Annotated in this window: 13 protein-coding genes and 1 rRNA gene; 11 read left to right on the top strand and 3 right to left on the bottom strand. The window is 69.1% G+C overall.

What is annotated here, in order from left to right:
• Position 1: 1 nt before the first annotated feature.
• From VMD91_12760 to VMD91_12800, 9 genes are all read left to right on the top strand, one after another.
• On the top strand, positions 2 to 658 hold the full coding sequence (locus VMD91_12760) for a phosphoribosylanthranilate isomerase (protein HTW84937.1): 657 nt from the start codon (positions 2 to 4) through the stop codon (positions 656 to 658).
• The gene (gene trpB, locus VMD91_12765; protein ID HTW84938.1) at positions 655 to 1,860 is read left to right on the top strand and encodes a tryptophan synthase subunit beta; all 1,206 of its coding nucleotides are present in this window, start codon (positions 655 to 657) and stop codon (positions 1,858 to 1,860) included. Before VMD91_12760 ends, trpB begins: the two co-directional genes overlap by 4 nt.
• Positions 1,857 to 2,669, top strand: a complete 813-nt coding sequence (trpA, locus tag VMD91_12770; protein ID HTW84939.1) for a tryptophan synthase subunit alpha — start codon at positions 1,857 to 1,859, stop codon at positions 2,667 to 2,669. The genes trpB and trpA overlap by 4 nt, the downstream gene beginning before the upstream one ends.
• Before the next feature lie 64 nt (positions 2,670 to 2,733).
• The gene (locus tag VMD91_12775) at positions 2,734 to 3,960 is read left to right on the top strand and encodes an amino acid ABC transporter substrate-binding protein (protein ID HTW84940.1); all 1,227 of its coding nucleotides are present in this window, start codon (positions 2,734 to 2,736) and stop codon (positions 3,958 to 3,960) included.
• Between the two features lie 18 nt (positions 3,961 to 3,978).
• A complete protein-coding gene (locus VMD91_12780; protein HTW84941.1) occupies positions 3,979 to 4,848 on the top strand; it encodes a branched-chain amino acid ABC transporter permease in 870 nt (289 codons plus the stop codon).
• Entirely contained in the window at positions 4,845 to 5,834 is a 990-nt protein-coding gene (locus VMD91_12785; protein HTW84942.1) for a branched-chain amino acid ABC transporter permease, read from the top strand. Before VMD91_12780 ends, VMD91_12785 begins: the two co-directional genes overlap by 4 nt.
• Positions 5,831 to 6,640: an ABC transporter ATP-binding protein gene (locus VMD91_12790; protein HTW84943.1), complete on the top strand. Its 810-nt coding sequence runs from the start codon at positions 5,831 to 5,833 to the stop codon at positions 6,638 to 6,640. The genes VMD91_12785 and VMD91_12790 overlap by 4 nt, the downstream gene beginning before the upstream one ends.
• Positions 6,637 to 7,362 carry an ABC transporter ATP-binding protein gene (locus tag VMD91_12795; protein ID HTW84944.1) on the top strand — a complete coding sequence of 242 codons (726 nt, stop codon included), beginning with the start codon at positions 6,637 to 6,639 and terminating at the stop codon, positions 7,360 to 7,362. Before VMD91_12790 ends, VMD91_12795 begins: the two co-directional genes overlap by 4 nt.
• Before the next feature lie 16 nt (positions 7,363 to 7,378).
• On the top strand, positions 7,379 to 8,026 hold the full coding sequence (locus VMD91_12800) for a hypothetical protein (GenBank protein HTW84945.1): 648 nt from the start codon (positions 7,379 to 7,381) through the stop codon (positions 8,024 to 8,026).
• Positions 8,027 to 8,033: 7 nt separating this feature from the next.
• Here VMD91_12800 and add read toward each other — a convergent pair whose 3' ends face one another.
• From add to lhgO, 3 genes are read right to left on the bottom strand one after another with little or no spacing between them, the layout of a single operon-like run.
• Positions 8,034 to 9,086 (bottom strand): adenosine deaminase, encoded by a 1,053-nt coding sequence (gene add, locus VMD91_12805; GenBank protein ID HTW84946.1) that lies wholly within the window; start codon positions 9,084 to 9,086, stop codon positions 8,034 to 8,036.
• An 8-nt stretch (positions 9,087 to 9,094) separates the two neighbouring features.
• Positions 9,095 to 9,928, bottom strand: a complete 834-nt coding sequence (locus tag VMD91_12810) for a rhodanese-like domain-containing protein (GenBank protein HTW84947.1) — start codon at positions 9,926 to 9,928, stop codon at positions 9,095 to 9,097.
• A gap of 5 nt (positions 9,929 to 9,933) precedes the next feature.
• Positions 9,934 to 11,154: an L-2-hydroxyglutarate oxidase gene (lhgO, locus tag VMD91_12815; GenBank protein ID HTW84948.1), complete on the bottom strand. Its 1,221-nt coding sequence runs from the start codon at positions 11,152 to 11,154 to the stop codon at positions 9,934 to 9,936.
• A 110-nt stretch (positions 11,155 to 11,264) separates the two neighbouring features.
• On the opposite strand from lhgO, the gene pruA reads away from it, so the two are divergent.
• Positions 11,265 to 12,875 (top strand): L-glutamate gamma-semialdehyde dehydrogenase, encoded by a 1,611-nt coding sequence (gene pruA / locus VMD91_12820; protein HTW84949.1) that lies wholly within the window; start codon positions 11,265 to 11,267, stop codon positions 12,873 to 12,875.
• A 489-nt stretch (positions 12,876 to 13,364) separates the two neighbouring features.
• Positions 13,365 to 14,475: ribosomal RNA gene (locus tag VMD91_12825) — 16S ribosomal RNA — on the top strand; the annotation flags it as partial.

Here is a 14,475-nt window from a genome sequence, read left to right on the forward strand (position 1 = left end):
CGTGCGCACCCGGATCAAGATCTGCGGCTGCACCAGCGTCGCCGAAGCGCTGCTGGCGGTCGACGCCGGCGCCGACGCGGTCGGCGTGCTGCTGGCCGAAGAGTCGCCGCGGCGCGTGTCGATGCACGTGCTGCACGAGATCGCGGCCGCCATTCCCGCGTTGACCGCGCTGGTCGCGGTGTTCGTCGACCCGCCCTCGGGGCTGGTCGACGAAGCGCTCAAGGTCGGTGCGACGCCGCAGTTCCACGGCTTCGAGAGCGCCGAGACGTGCGAGGTCTTCGCCGCCGGGCCGTACCTCAAGGCCTATCACCTGCGCCCCGACCGCATCCCCAGCGGTCCCGAGTTCGCCGCGTTCGCGCGACCGTTCGCGCACGCGACGTGGCTGTTCGACACCGCCGGCGCCGACGGCCGCAGCGGTGGGACCGGTCGCGTCTTCGACTGGCGTGCGGCACGGCAGCTGGCCGGCGAGCGGCGCTTCGTGGTGAGCGGGGGCTTGACGCCGGCCAACGTCGGCGAGTGCGTGCGCTTGGTCCGGCCGTATGCGGTAGACGTGCGCAGCGGCGTCGAAACCGACGGCGCGAAGGATCCCGACAAGATCCGCGCCTTCGTCCGAGCGGTGCGCGAAGCCGACCTGAGCGAAAAAGACGTGATGAGATGACGACCAACCTGCAGCAGCTTCCCGACGTCCGCGGCTATTACGGCCGCTTCGGCGGAATCTTCGTCCCCGAAGTCCTGGTCGAGGCGCTCGCCCAGCTCGAGCGCGCGATGCGCGACGCCTTCGCCGACGCGGATTTCTGGCGGACCTACGAAGGGCTGCTGCACGACTACGTCGGCCGTCCTTCGCCGATCTACCAGGCCGAGCGGCTCGTCGACGGCCCCCACGCACCGATCGTCTTCAAGCGCGAGGACACCAACCACACCGGCGCGCACAAGATCAACAACACCGTGGGCCAAGCGCTGCTGGCGCAGCGGATGGGCAAGCGGCGCTTGATCGCCGAGACGGGCGCCGGCCAGCACGGCGTGGCCACCGCGACGATCGGCGCCAAGCTCGGGATGCAGGTCGACGTCTACATGGGTGCGGTCGACGTCGAGCGGCAGGCGCTCAACGTCTATCTCATGCGGCTGCTCGGTGCGAACGTGCACCCGGTCGAGAGCGGGACGCGCACGCTCAAGGATGCGACCAACGAGGCGTTCCGCGAGTGGGCGGCCCGGGTCGAGGACACCTTCTACGTCATCGGTTCGGTGGTCGGCGCGCACCCGTACCCGTACCTGGTGCGCGAGTTCCAAAAGGTGATCGGCGTCGAGGCGCGCGCGCAGATGCTCGAGCGCTACGGCCGGCTGCCGACCGACGTCGTCGCGTGCGTCGGCGGCGGCTCCAACGCGATGGGGATCTTTCACGCCTTCGTCGGCGACGCGCAGGTGCGTTTGTGGGGCGTCGAGGCCGCCGGGCACGGCGTGCGGTCGATCGACACCGCCGCCTCGCTCAACGCCGGCTCGGTCGGCATCCTGCACGGCTCGCGCAGCTACGTGCTGCAAGACGATGACGGTCAGGTGCGCGACACGCACTCGATCTCGGCGGGCCTGGACTATCCCGGCGTCGGTCCCGAGCACGCGTGGCTCAAGGACGCCGGCCGCGCCACCTACGTCGCGATCGACGACGCCGACGCGCTGGCGGCCTTTCACCACACCGCGCGGCGCGAGGGGATCGTCCCGGCGCTCGAGTCGGCGCACGCGATCGCCTACGCGCAGCGCCTGGCGGTCGAGCGCGGGCCGGACGGGCTGGTGCTGGTGAGCCTGAGCGGCCGCGGCGACAAGGACGTGCGCACCGTCGCCGCGCTCGAGGGCGAGGTGGCCGGGTGATCGTCAGCGAGGGGATCGAGGCCGTCTTCGCGCGCGCGCGCGCCGAGCGGCGCGCGGCACTCATCCCGTACGTCGTGGCCGGCGATCCGGACCGCGAGACGACGCTGGCGGTGCTCGAAGCGCTGACGGCCGCCGGTGCCGACCTGATCGAGCTGGGCATCCCGTACGGGGACCCGTTGGCCGACGGGCCGACGATCGCGGCCGCCGGGCAGCGCGCGCTCGACGGCGGGACGCGCATGGCCGACGTGCTCGCGCTGGCAACGCGAGCGCGTGAGCGCGGCTGCGCTCCCATCGTTTTCTTCACCTATGTGAACCCCGTCGACCGCTACGGCCCGGAGCGCTTCGCGCGCGATGCCGCCGCGACCGGCGCGGTCGGCGCGATCGTCCCGGACGTCTCGCTCGAGGAGCTCGACGCGTTCGCGCCGCCGTTGCGTGCGGCCGGCCTCGCCATCCCGCTCTTGGTCGCGCCGACGACCCCGCCGGCGCGCGCGGAACGCATCGCCGCCGCGTCGAGCGGCTTCGTCTACCTCGTCTCGCGGCTGGGCGTCACCGGCGCGCGCCGCGAACCCGACACCGGCTGGCTGGCCGGAGCGCTGGCACGCTTGCGCGGGGTGACCTCGCTTCCGTTGGCGGTCGGCTTCGGCATCTCGACGCCGGCGCACGCCGCGGCGGTCGGCGCGCTGGCCGACGGCGTCATCGTCGGCAGCGGCCTGATCGACGCGTACGCCGGAACGCGCGGCGAGGAGGCCGCGCAGCGCGCCGGCGCGTACGTCGCGGCCTTGCGCGCCGCGTTGCCGACGCGCGGGTAGCGAGAAGGAGGAAATCACCGCCGCGAGGCGCACCCTCGGCACAACTTTTGTCGGAGGTGGCTCGATGATTCTTCGTCCTACCGCGGCCCTTGGCGTGCTCGCGCTGGCAGCGACGGTGCTCGTGCCCGGTCTCTCGGCCCGGGCCGATACGGACACGATCGTGTTCGGCTCGCCGATCTCGCTGACCGGTGCCTTGACCAAGGAAGGTCACCTCACGCAAGAGGGCTACGAGTTCTGGAAGACCTACGTCAACGCGCACGGCGGCATCAAGGTCGGCAACAAGTCGTATAAGGTCGACATCAAGTACTACGACGACGAGTCGAAGAACGACACGTCGGCGCAGTTGGCGGAGCGCCTGATCGACCAGGACCACGTCAACTTCTTGCTCGGGCCGTACGGTTCGGGGACGAGCTTCACGGTGGCGGGGATCGCCGAGCGCAAGAAGATCCCGATGGTCGAAGGCAACGGCGCGGCCGAGCGGATCTTCAACCAAGGCTTCAAGTACACGTTCGGCGTGCTCTCGCCGGCGCGCCGCTACCTCGAAGGCGTGCTCGAGATGGCCGTGCACCAAAAGCCGGCCGCCAAGAGCGTCGCGATCACCTCGGCCAGCGACGCCTTCTCGCAGGAGGTCGCGCAAGGCGCGGCCACCTGGGCGCAAGCGCACGGGATGAAGGTCGTCTACGACAACAAGTATCCCGACACCGCGACGGACGTCTCGTCGGTCATCTCCGCGCTCAAGGGGACCAACCCCGACCTGATCGTCAACGCCGGTCACGTGCAGGACGCGCTGCTGGTGCAGAAGGGTCTCAAGGATCAGAACGTGATGGCCGGCGGTTACGGCTACACGGTCGGACCCGACACCCCGGACTTCGCGAACTCGCTGGGCAAGGACGCCAACGACGTCTTCGGCGCCGCGCAGTGGTCGGACGCGGTGAAGTACAAGGGCGAGCCGGGCTTCTACCGCACCGCGCAAGAGTATGCCAAGGCGTTCGAAGCGGCGTATCACCACCGCGCGGACTATCACAACGCGGAGTCGACCGCGGCGTGCCTGGCCTTCCAGTATGCGATCGAGCGCGCCGGTTCGCTGGACCCCGACAAGGTGCGTGACGCGCTGGCGAAGCTCGACGTGGTGACGTTCTACGGCATCCTCAAGTTCGACAGCCGCGGCCTGAACGTGTACAAGCCGATGGTCGTCAATCAGATTCAGAACGGCAAGCTCGTCACCGTTTGGCCGGCGGGCTTGGCCGAAGCGAAGGTCATCTGGCCGGCACCCCCTTGGGGCAAGCGCTAACACTTGGCGCAATATGTGGTGGACGGGATCCTCGCGGGTGGGGTCCTGGCCATCGTCGCCATCGGATTCTCCCTGGTGTGGGGAATCATGAACATCATCAACCTCGCGCACGGCGCGTTCGTGATGCTCGGCGCCTACGTGACCTACGAGCTCTACGCGGTCTACCACGTCGACCCGTTCCTCTCGCTGCCGGTCTCCTTCGTGGTGCTGTTCGCGATCGGCTACGCCGTGCAGCGCTGGATCATCAACTGGGTCGTGCGCGCACCGATCCTGACGACCTTCCTGCTCACCTTCGGACTCTCGCTGCTGATCGTCAACGTCGCGCTCATCATCTGGACCGGCGACCGCCGCGGCATCGAGACCGCGTATAGCGGCACCAACTTCACGCTGCTCGGCGTGACGGTGCCGTGGGTCAAGCTGTTCACGCTGGTCGCGGCGCTGGTCATCACCGGCGCGCTGCAGCTGTGGCTGACCCGCTCGAAGACCGGCCGCGCGATTCGCGCCACCGCGATGGACATCGGCGCGGCGCAGCTCAGCGGGGTGCGGGTGGCGCGTATCTACGCGATCGTGTTCGGCTTGGGCGCGGGTCTGGCCGGCGTCGCCGGCACGCTGATCGCGCTCTCCTCGTCGATCAACCCCAACATGGGCGACCCGTTCCTCATCTCGGCCTTCGCGGTCTGTGTGCTGGGCGGGCTGGGTTCGGTGCAAGGCGCGCTGATCGGCGGTCTGGTCTACGGGGTCATCCAGGCGGTAGCGACCTCGGTGCAGTTCACCGTCGGCGGTCAGCTGATCAGCGGCTCGGGGCTCTCCGACGCCGTCGCCTTCATCGTGCTGCTGCTGGTGCTGATCTTCCGCCCGACCGGTATCATGGGACGCGCGGTCGCGTGAACGCGGCGCTGCGCAGCCTGGGCCTGAGCGGCATCACCGGCAACCCGGTCGCGTTCGCGGTCGCGCTGGCGCTGATGGCGCTCTTGCTGTTCGTGCCGGCGGCGCACAACGACTACTTCAACCTGGTCTTCCGCAACATCCTGATGTACGCCGCGATGGCGTACGGCTGGAATCTGATCGGCGGCTATACCGGCTACGTCTCGTTCGGCAACGTGGCGTTCTTCGGCATCGGCTGTTACTGCTCGGGCGTGCTCTCGACCCACGGTGTCGACAGCCTGCTGGCCGACGTCGCGCTGGCGGTCGCCGTCAACGCGCTCTTCGCCAACCTGCTCGGGCGCGTCGTGCTGCGGCTGCGCGGCCCCTATTTCGGCATCGCGACGCTGGGTATCGGCGTCGCCGTCGCCGAGATCATCGCCAACCTGGACGCGCTGGGCGGTACGAGCGGCCTGGCGCTGCACCAAGTCGACGAGGCGCACTTCGGCGTCTACTACTACGCGATGTGGCTGGTCGCGCTGGCTTCGATGCTGGGCACGTTCTTCATCACGCGCTCGAAGGTGGGCTACGCGTTCGTCGCCGTGCGCGAGAACGAGGACGCGGCGGCCGCGCTGGGCATCCCGGCCACCAAGTACAAGATCCGCGCCTGGATGCTGGGCGCGATGATGGGCGCCGCAGCTGGTGCGGTCTTCGCCCCCGCCAACGGGTTCATCGACCCCTCGATCACCTTCTCGCCCGACTCCAACGTGTTCCCGATCGTGATGACGATCTTGGGCGGGATCGGCACCGTCGCCGGCCCGTTCATCGGCGCGCTGATCCTGGCCGGCGTCAACGAGCTCTTGCAACGCTACATCGTCAACGCGCACACGCTGTTCTTCGGAACGATGATCGTGCTGGTCGTGCTGCTGCTGCCGCGCGGCCTGGTCTGGCTGTTCGGCTTGCGCGGCGGCGTACGGGCCTGGCTGCGCAGCCTGACGGCGTATCGCGCATGAGCACGCCGCTGCGGATCGCGGGCGTCGGCATGCGCTTCGGCGGCTTGTGGGCGCTCAACGAGGTGAGCTTCACCGTCGAGCCGGGAACGATCGTCGGGCTGATCGGTCCCAACGGTTCCGGCAAGACGACGCTGATGAACGTGATCAGCGGCGTTTTCAAGCCGACCAAAGGTGACGTCTTCTACGGCGAGCGCCGCATCGCCGACGTGCCGACCCACGCCATCTGTCGCTTGGGGATCGCGCGCACGTTCCAGATCGTCAAGCCGTTCGCGGCGCTGACGGTGCGCGAGAACGTCGCGGTCGGCGCGATGTACGGCCGCGACGGTGCCAAACGTTCGACCCGCGCGTCGTTCGCGCGCGCCGACGAGCTGCTCGAGACCGTCGGTCTGGCGCGCGTCGCCGGCCGACCCGCCAGCGAGCTGACGATTCCGGACCGCAAACGGCTCGAGGTCGCCAAGGCCCTGGCGCTCGACCCCGAGTTGCTGCTGCTCGACGAGGTGATGGCCGGCCTGAACGCGACCGAGGTCGACGAGGCGCTCGACCTGCTGCGCCGCGTGCACGCGCGCGGCGTCACGCTGATCGTCGTCGAGCACCTGATGAAGGCGATCGTCTCGATCTCGCAGCGCGTGGTCGTGTTGGCGGAAGGGAAGAAGATCGCGGAGGGCTCGCCGTCCGAGGTGCTCAGCGCGCCCAACGTGATCGAGGCCTATCTCGGCTCGCGCTGGGCCAAGCGCCAAGCGGAGCTCCGAGCGATCGACGACGAGCGCCGGGTGGCGCTCGAGGTCGAGCCGCCGGAGGACGCATGAACGCGGAACGTGCGCCGCTCGGGCTGACGGTCGAAGCGCTGTGCGCGGGCTACGGCGACACGCAGGTGCTGTGGGACGTCTCGCTCGAGATCCGGCCCGGTGAGATCGTCGCGCTGGTCGGCTCCAACGGTGCCGGCAAGTCGACGCTGCTCGGTGCGATCAGCGGCGTCGTCTCCACGTGGAGCGGCGGCGCGCGCGTCGGCGATCGAACGCTGACCGGGATGGCGCCCGATCAGATCGTCGCCGCCGGCGTCTTGCAGGTGCCGCAAGGTCGGCGGCTCTTCGGCGGCTTGACGGTCGAGGAGAACCTGCGCATGGGCGCCTACCTGCGCCGCGACCGCGAGGTCGAGGCCGACCTCGAACGCATCCTCGGGCTCTTGCCGCGCTTGCGCGAACGCTACGGCTTCTTGGCCGGCCGGCTGTCGGGCGGCGAGCAGCAGCAAGTGGCGATCGCGCGCGCGCTGATGGCGCGCCCGCGCGTGCTGCTGATCGACGAGATGTCGCTCGGGCTCGCGCCGGTGCTGGTCGACGCGCTGCTGGGGTTGTTGGCGCAGATCAACGCCGGCGGCGTCTCCATCCTGATCGTCGAGCAGGACGTGCAGACCGCGCTCGAGGTCAGCACCCGCGCCTACGTGCTGGAGACCGGGCGCATCGTGCTCAGCGGGCCGTCGGCGCAGCTGCTCGACGACCCGGCGATCCGCAAGGCGTATCTCGGCGTCTGACGGAACCGTCGGCCGCATGAACCAGATCGTCGAGCTGCTCCGCCTCCCCTCGCCGACCCCGACGCCGCAGGCGTTGGCGTTCGACGGCGCGCGCCTGTGGGTCGGCTCGCGCGACACGCACCGCATCCTCTCGATCGATCCGGCCGAGTGGACCGCGCGCGACGAAGGCGAAGCGCCCAACGTCCCGTGGGGCATGACCGCGGTCGCCGAGGAGTTCCGCGTCATCGCCGGCGACGCCGACGGCGACCGTTTCGTGCACCGTTTCGTCCCCGGCCACGGCTTTGCGACCGAGGGGACGTTCCGGGCGCCCGACGGCACCGGCTCGCAGTTGAGCTGGGACGGTGACGTGCTCTACATCAGTCAGTGGTACAAGCAGCAGTTCGTCGGCGTCGACGCCGACGGCGACGTGCTGGGCGTCACCAAAGCACCGCATCAGATCTGCGGCCAGACCATCGTCGACGGCTGCTTCTACGCGGTGACGACCGACGACGAAGAGTCGGGCGTCTATTGGCTCACGCGCGTCGACGCGCGCGGCGCCGAGCCGGTGGCGAGCGACTTGGCGATCATCCCGTTCCCGGCGCGCGCGCTGGCGTTCGACGGCGAACGCTTCTGGACCAACCACCGCGCCGCCGACCAGATCGTCGCTTTCGAACGACCCGACTAAGGAGCGCTCACGCGAGCGGTTCGAGGCCGGCGGCGAAGGCGTCCCACTCGGCGCGGTAGCGCGCCAGCTCGCCGGCGGACAAGAACGACGCCTCGAGCGTCGCCCGGTTGAGCGCCCACAGCTCGTCCCACGAGAAGCCCTGGCGCGCCAGCAGCGCGTACTCGTTGCACAGATCGGTGCCGAACATCGCCGGGTCGTCCGAGTTGAGCGTGCAGCGCAAGCCGGCCGCGAGCATGCGGCGAATCGGGTGCGGTTCGCCGGGCGCGACGATGCCGAGCGCGTAGTTCGAGGTCGGCGAGACCTCGAACGGGAGCGCGCGCGCGGCCAGCCGCGCGGTCAGCGCGTCGTCCTCGAGCGTGCGCACGCCGTGGCCGATGCGCTGCGCGCCGAGCAGCTCGACCGCGTCGCGCACGCTGTCCGGGCCGGCGGTCTCGCCGGCGTGCGCGACGACGCGCAGCCCGGCGGCGCGTGCGCGCGCGAACGACGCGACGAACAGGGCCGGCGGAAAGCCCTGCTCCGGGCCTCCGATTCCCAGGCCGATGACGGCGCCGCGCGCGGCGCCGGCGATGACCAGGTCCGTCACCGCGGCTTGCGTGTGCGGCAGCTCGCGCGAGATGTCGGGGATGAAGGCGGCGCGCACGCCGGTGGCCGCCTCCCCGCGTTCCGCGCCGCGCGCGATCGCTTCGAGCAGCCCCTCGGCGCCGACGGTGGCGAGCGCGAGCGAACCGCTCAGAAAGGCCTCGCAGTAGCGCACGTTCTGCCGCGCCTGGTGCGCGTAGAAGTGCTCGATCATCAGCGCGTAGTCCTCGACCGTGCGCAGCGCGCTGGCGGCCGCGACGTAGACCTCGAGGAAATGCCCGAAGTCGCGGAAGGCGAAGAACGCGCGCCACGCCTCGAGCGAATCGGCCGGCAGCGCGATCCCGTTGCGCTGTGCGATCGTCCAGCTCGTCTCGGGGTCGAGCGTGCCCTCGACGTGCACGTGCAGCTCGGCCTTCGGCATCGCGCGCAGCCGGGCCGCGAGGCGCGGATCGAGCGTCTCGTGCGTTGCGTTGGTCGTCATCCTGTCCTCTACGCGGTGGGTTTTGGCGCGGTCGGGAGCTCGTCGTGCTCCCATTCCATCCATGAGCCGTCGTAGACGGCGACGTCCTGGAAGCCGGCCGCGCGCAGCGCGAGCCAGGCGCCCGACGCCGAGACGCCGCTGCCGCAGCTGACCACGGTGCGTTCGGCCGGATCGAGGCCGGCGACCAGCCCGCGCAGCGCGTCCGCCTCGGCGACGCGGCCGCCGCGCGCGTCCTCGAGCAGCAGGTTGCCGCTCAGGCGCCGCGCGCCGCGGATGTCGCGGTCGCGCTGCGCGTAGGTCTGATCGCGCTGCGTCTCGAGCAGCTGCGCCCGCTCGCGGCCTTCGACGATCGCCAGCACCTCCTCGCGCGACGCGCGCAGCGCCGCTTGCGGCCGCGGCGTGAACGTCGCCGGCGCATGCGGTGCCGGCGCGCCGGTCGCGAGCGCGCGGCCGGCGCCGGTCCAGACGCCGATCCCGCCGGCCAGCACGGCAGCCCGTGCGTGACCGTAGTAGCGCAGCATCCACACCATGCGCGCGGCGAACGGGATCGTGCCGGCATCGTAGGCGACCACGATCGCCTCGTCGTCGATGCCGTGTGCGCCCATCACCGCGGCAAAGCGCTCGGCCGGCGCCACGCGGGTCGCGTACGGCGTCGCCGGATCGCTCAGATCGTCGCCGTAGTCCAAGTGCACCGCGCCCGGGATATGGCCCGCCGCGAACTGCTCGCGCCCGGATGGCATCGCCACCGTCCCGCCGTGCGGCACCGAACGCGCGTCGACGATCCGCAGACGCGGATCGTCCAGCATCGCGATCAGCCGATCGACCTCGATGAAATCGTGCATGCGCGTCAGACCGCCAGCGCTTTGCCCAAACCGAAGCGTGACTCGGCGTCGTCGGCGATGTGCTTGCCGATCGCGAGCGACGACGTCGCGGCGGGAGAGGGCGCGTTGCGCACGTGGACGACGCCGCCCGAGCCCTCGAACACGAAGTCGTCGACCAGCGAGCCGTCGGCGGCCATCGCCTGCGCGCGCACACCCGAGGGGCCGGGCAGACAGTCCTCGGGCTGCAGCTCGGGGATGTAGCGCTGCAGCGCGCCGACGTACGCCGAGCGCACCAGATCGCGGTACATCTCTTCGGCGCCGGTCTTCCAATATTTCGTCGCCAGCTTGAAGAAACCGGGGTACGTCAGCGCGTCCCACAGCTCGGGCGGGTTGATGGTGAAGAACGAGTAGCCTTCGCGCGCGAACGCCAGCACCGCGTTGGGACCCAGCCAGATCGAGCCGTCCATGCGCGGCGTGAAGTGGACGCCCAGGAACGGAAATTCGGGGTCGGGCACGGGGTAGATGTTGCCGCGCACCAGGTCCGACTTCTCGGGCCGCAAGATCAGGTAGTCGCCGCGGAACGGAACGATCTTCGGATCGCGCGCGCCGCCGGTCATCTTCGCCAGCACGTCGCTCTGCAGGCCGCCGCAGGTGATGACGGCCTTGGCTTGGATCTCGCCTTTGGGCGTGCGCAGCACGGTGACGCCGCCGCGCCGCGCGATGCCGGTGACGGTGTGCTCGAGGAACATGTCGGCGCCGGCTTCGCGCGCGTCCTCGCCGTAGCTGCGCGCCACGCTGCCCCAGTCGACGATGCCGGTCACCGGTGAGAAGATCGCCTTGATCCCGCGGCAGTGCGGTTCGCGGGCCGCGATCTGCGCCGCGTCGAGGTACTCGAGGTTCTCGATTCCGTTCTGCACGCCGCGCGCCATCAGGTCGTCGAGCCGTCCCAGCTCCGACTCCTCGGTGGCGACGATCAGCTTGCCGACCTGTTTGTACTCGATGCCCTTGGCCTCGCAGTACGCCCAGGCCAGCTTGCGGCCCTCGACGCACAGCTTGGCTTTGAGCGAGCCGGGCTTGTAGTAGATGCCGGAGTGGATGACGCCGCTGTTGTGGCCGGTCTGGTGCTTGCTCCAGACCGCTTCCTTCTCGACGTTCGCGACGCGCAGCTTGGGATGACGCAGCAGCAGCTCGCGCGTGGTCGCGAGCCCGACGATGCCTCCGCCGACGACGGCGATGTCGTACACCATGATCGTCGCGTATTCTCGCCGATCCGGAAGCGGCCCGCTACGACGTTCCACGACCGAGCGCGCGCGTCGAGGAGGTCCCGCCAGCGGCAGGCGCATAGGCTCGCGGTGAGATGACCACGACCGCCGCACCCCGCACCCTGCCGCCGTTCCGCAACGAGCCGATTCGCGACTTCTCCGATCCCGCCGACCGCGCGTCGCTGGAGGCCGCGCTGGCGCGCGCGCACGACGAGCTTGGCCGCCGCTGGCCGCTGGTGATCGACGGCCGGCGCGTCCACGGTGAGCGAACGATCGCCTCGCGCAACCCGGCTCGGCCCAGCCAAGTGATCGGCGAGGTCGACGAGGCGACGCCGGCGCAGGTCTCCGAGGCACTCGACGTCGCGACCGCCCGCTTCGAGAGCTGGAAGCGCACGACGTTCGCCGAGCGGGCCGAGTTCTTGCTGCGCGCCGCGGCCCACATCCGCGGCGCCAAGGACGACTGGAACGCCCTGCTGGTGCTCGAGGTCGGCAAGCCGTGGATCGAGGCCGACGCCGACACCGCCGAGGCGATCGACTTCCTGGAGTTCTACGCGCGCGAGGCGATCCGGCTGGCGACCCCGCCGCCGCTCACGCCGATCGCCGGCGAGCGCAACCGGCTGGTCTACCTGCCGCTGGGGGTCGGGGTCGTGCTGCCGCCCTGGAACTTCGCCTTCGCGATCATGGCCGGCATGAGCGCCGCGGCCGTCGTCGCCGGCAACACCGTGGTCCTCAAGCCCTCGCCGGACGCGGCGGTCATCGCGGCCCGCTTCGTCGATCTCATGCACGAGCTGGGCTTGCCGCCGGGCGTGCTCAACTTCGTCCCCGGCGACGGGCCGACGGTCGGCGAGGCGCTGGTCACCGACCCGCGCACGCGTTTCGTCTCGTTCACCGGCTCGAAAGCGGTCGGGCTGCGGATCAACGAGCTGGCGGCCAAGACGCCGCCCGGCCAGCGCTGGATCAAGCGCGTGGTCGCCGAGCTGGGCGGCAAGGACGCGATCGTCGTCGCCGACGACGCGGACCTCGACGCCGCGGTGGCGGGCGTGGTCGCCGCTGCCTACGGGTTCTCGGGCCAGAAGTGCTCGGCGTGCTCGCGGGCGATCGTCGACGCCGCCGTCTACGACGCGTTCCTCGAGAAGCTGGTCCCGGCGGTCAAGGGGCTGACGATCGGCGACCCGGCGCAGCCCGGCACCGTCGTCGGGCCGGTCATCAACGAGAAGGCGGTCCAGAAGATCGCCGACTACATGCAGCTGGGCCAGGCCGAGGGCCGGCTGCTGACCGGCGGCAAGCGTGCCGCCGGCGAGGGCTACTTCCTCGAGCCGACCGTGATCGCCGACGTCGACCCCCGCGCCCGCATCGCCCAAGAGGAGATCTTCGGGCCGGTGCTGGCCGTCATCAAAGCCCGGGACTACGACGACGCGCTGCGGATCGCCAACGACACCGAGTTCGGCCTGACCGGCGCGGTCTACACCCGGTCGGCCGAGCGCCTGGAGCGGGCCGAAGCCGATTTCTTCGTCGGCAACCTGTACCTCAACCGCAAGTGCACCGGCGCCTTGGTCGGCGGGCAACCGTTCGGCGGCTTCAAGCTCAGCGGTACCGACTCCAAGGCCGGCGGCCACGACTACCTCTTGCTGTTCACCCAGGGCAAGTCGATCTCGGAGAAGGTCGGCGCGCGGGACGGGGGCGAGCGGGCAGCCGGATTGGCCTGATGTCGGGCAGGCAGGCGTGTGCTCTGGCCCACCTGCTGTGGACAAGCCCGTGGATAAGTCCCCCGTCGAGCCGTTGACATGCTGGACGCGGAGTGGTAGTCTATCCGTCGTTGACTCTGACGCCTCGCTCCTACGGTGCGGTCAGTGATCCGGTCCGAAATGGGCCTGGCGGCAGCGTCCGTTCCTTGAAAACTGAACAGTGCAGTAGCGCATAAGTCTGTGGGTCTCCGCCCCGGCGATGATGCGCGGCTCCGAAAGGACCGCGTTTTTGTTTGCCCGGGAACGAGATTTTAAGATTCGGACCGCGGCTCTTCCGGCTCCACCGGATGTCCGCACCAGGTTCGGATCTCGTACAAGATTAGTGCTGAACCGCCGCGCGCTGAGCGCGACGGTGTGGCCCGGATTCGCAATCCGGGCCCAGTGGGTTCGCCCTTGGGCGAACCCAATCAGTCAGCGGTTTTGAAGAGCCTCAAAGGCTCCGAAAGAAATTTTTCGGAGAGTTTGATCCTGGCTCAGGATTAACGCTGGCGGCGTGCCTAACACATGCAAGTCGAACGAGGTAGCAATACCTAGTGGCAGACGGGTGAGTAACGCGTGGTCAACCTACCGTTGTGTGGGGGATAACTAGCCGAAAGGTTAGCTAATACCGCATACGTCTCCGAGGGGCATCCCTTGGCGATAAAAGGAGCAATCCGCACGACGACGGGACCGCGTCCCATTAGCTAGATGGTGGGGTAATGGCCTACCATGGCACCGATGGGTAGCTGGTTTGAGAGAGCGACCAGCCACACTGGGACTGAGAGACGGCCCAGACTCCTACGGGAGGCAGCAGTGAGGAATTTTCCGCAATGGGCGAAAGCCTGACGGAGCGACGCCGCGTGTGGGAAGAAGGCCCTCGGGTCGTAAACCACTGTCGAAGGGGACGATAATGACGGTACCCTTGGAGGAAGCCCCGGCTAACTACGTGCCAGCAGCCGCGGTAAGACGTAGGGGGCCAGCGTTGCTCGGAATTACTGGGCGTAAAGGGTCCGTAGGCGGTGTGGCAAGTCGGGAGTGAAATCTCTGGGCTTAACCCAGAGGCTGCTTCCGAAACTGCTGTGCTAGAGTGCGAGAGAGGCGAGTGGAATTGCGGGTGTAGCGGTGAAATGCGTAGATATCCGCAGGAACATCCGAGGCGAAAGCGGCTCGCTGGATCGCAACTGACGCTGAGGGACGAAAGCTAGGGGAGCAAACAGGATTAGATACCCTGGTAGTCCTAGCCCTAAACCATCAGGACTTGGGGTTTGCCCTGTACGGGGCAAGTCCCGTAGCTAACGCGTTAAGTCCTGCGCCTGGGGAGTACGGTCGCAAGACTGAAACTCAAAGGAATTGACGGGGGCCCGCACAAGCGGTGGAACATGTGGTTCAATTCGACGCAACGCGAAGAACCTTACCTGGGCTTGAACCGCACAGGACCCTCCCTAGAAATAGGGACTTCCCGCAAGGGACCTGTGTAGAGGTGCTGCATGGCTGTCGTCAGCTCGTGCCGTGAGGTGTTGGGTTAAGTCCCGCAACGAGCGCAACCCTTACTCATAGTTGCTACCCGCAAGGGAGAACTCTA

The sequence above is a fragment of the Candidatus Sulfotelmatobacter sp. genome (assembly GCA_035504415.1).
In the GTDB taxonomy this organism is placed as follows: domain Bacteria; phylum Vulcanimicrobiota; class Vulcanimicrobiia; order Vulcanimicrobiales; family Vulcanimicrobiaceae; genus Vulcanimicrobium.

Bases quoted from the DNA above. Each gene is read 5' to 3' on its own strand.
- trpB (HTW84938.1), top strand. From the start codon at position 655: ATGACGACCAACCTGCAGCAGCTTCCCGACGTCCGCGGCTATTACGGC.
- VMD91_12790 (HTW84943.1), top strand. From the start codon at position 5,831: ATGAGCACGCCGCTGCGGATCGCGGGCGTCGGCATGCGCTTCGGCGGC.
- pruA (HTW84949.1), top strand. From the start codon at position 11,265: ATGACCACGACCGCCGCACCCCGCACCCTGCCGCCGTTCCGCAACGAG.
- VMD91_12800 (HTW84945.1), top strand. From the start codon at position 7,379: ATGAACCAGATCGTCGAGCTGCTCCGCCTCCCCTCGCCGACCCCGACG.
- add (HTW84946.1), bottom strand. From the start codon at position 9,086: ATGACGACCAACGCAACGCACGAGACGCTCGATCCGCGCCTCGCGGCC.
- VMD91_12775 (HTW84940.1), top strand. From the start codon at position 2,734: ATGATTCTTCGTCCTACCGCGGCCCTTGGCGTGCTCGCGCTGGCAGCG.
- VMD91_12795 (HTW84944.1), top strand. From the start codon at position 6,637: ATGAACGCGGAACGTGCGCCGCTCGGGCTGACGGTCGAAGCGCTGTGC.
- VMD91_12810 (HTW84947.1), bottom strand. From the start codon at position 9,928: ATGCACGATTTCATCGAGGTCGATCGGCTGATCGCGATGCTGGACGAT.
- lhgO (HTW84948.1), bottom strand. From the start codon at position 11,154: ATGGTGTACGACATCGCCGTCGTCGGCGGAGGCATCGTCGGGCTCGCG.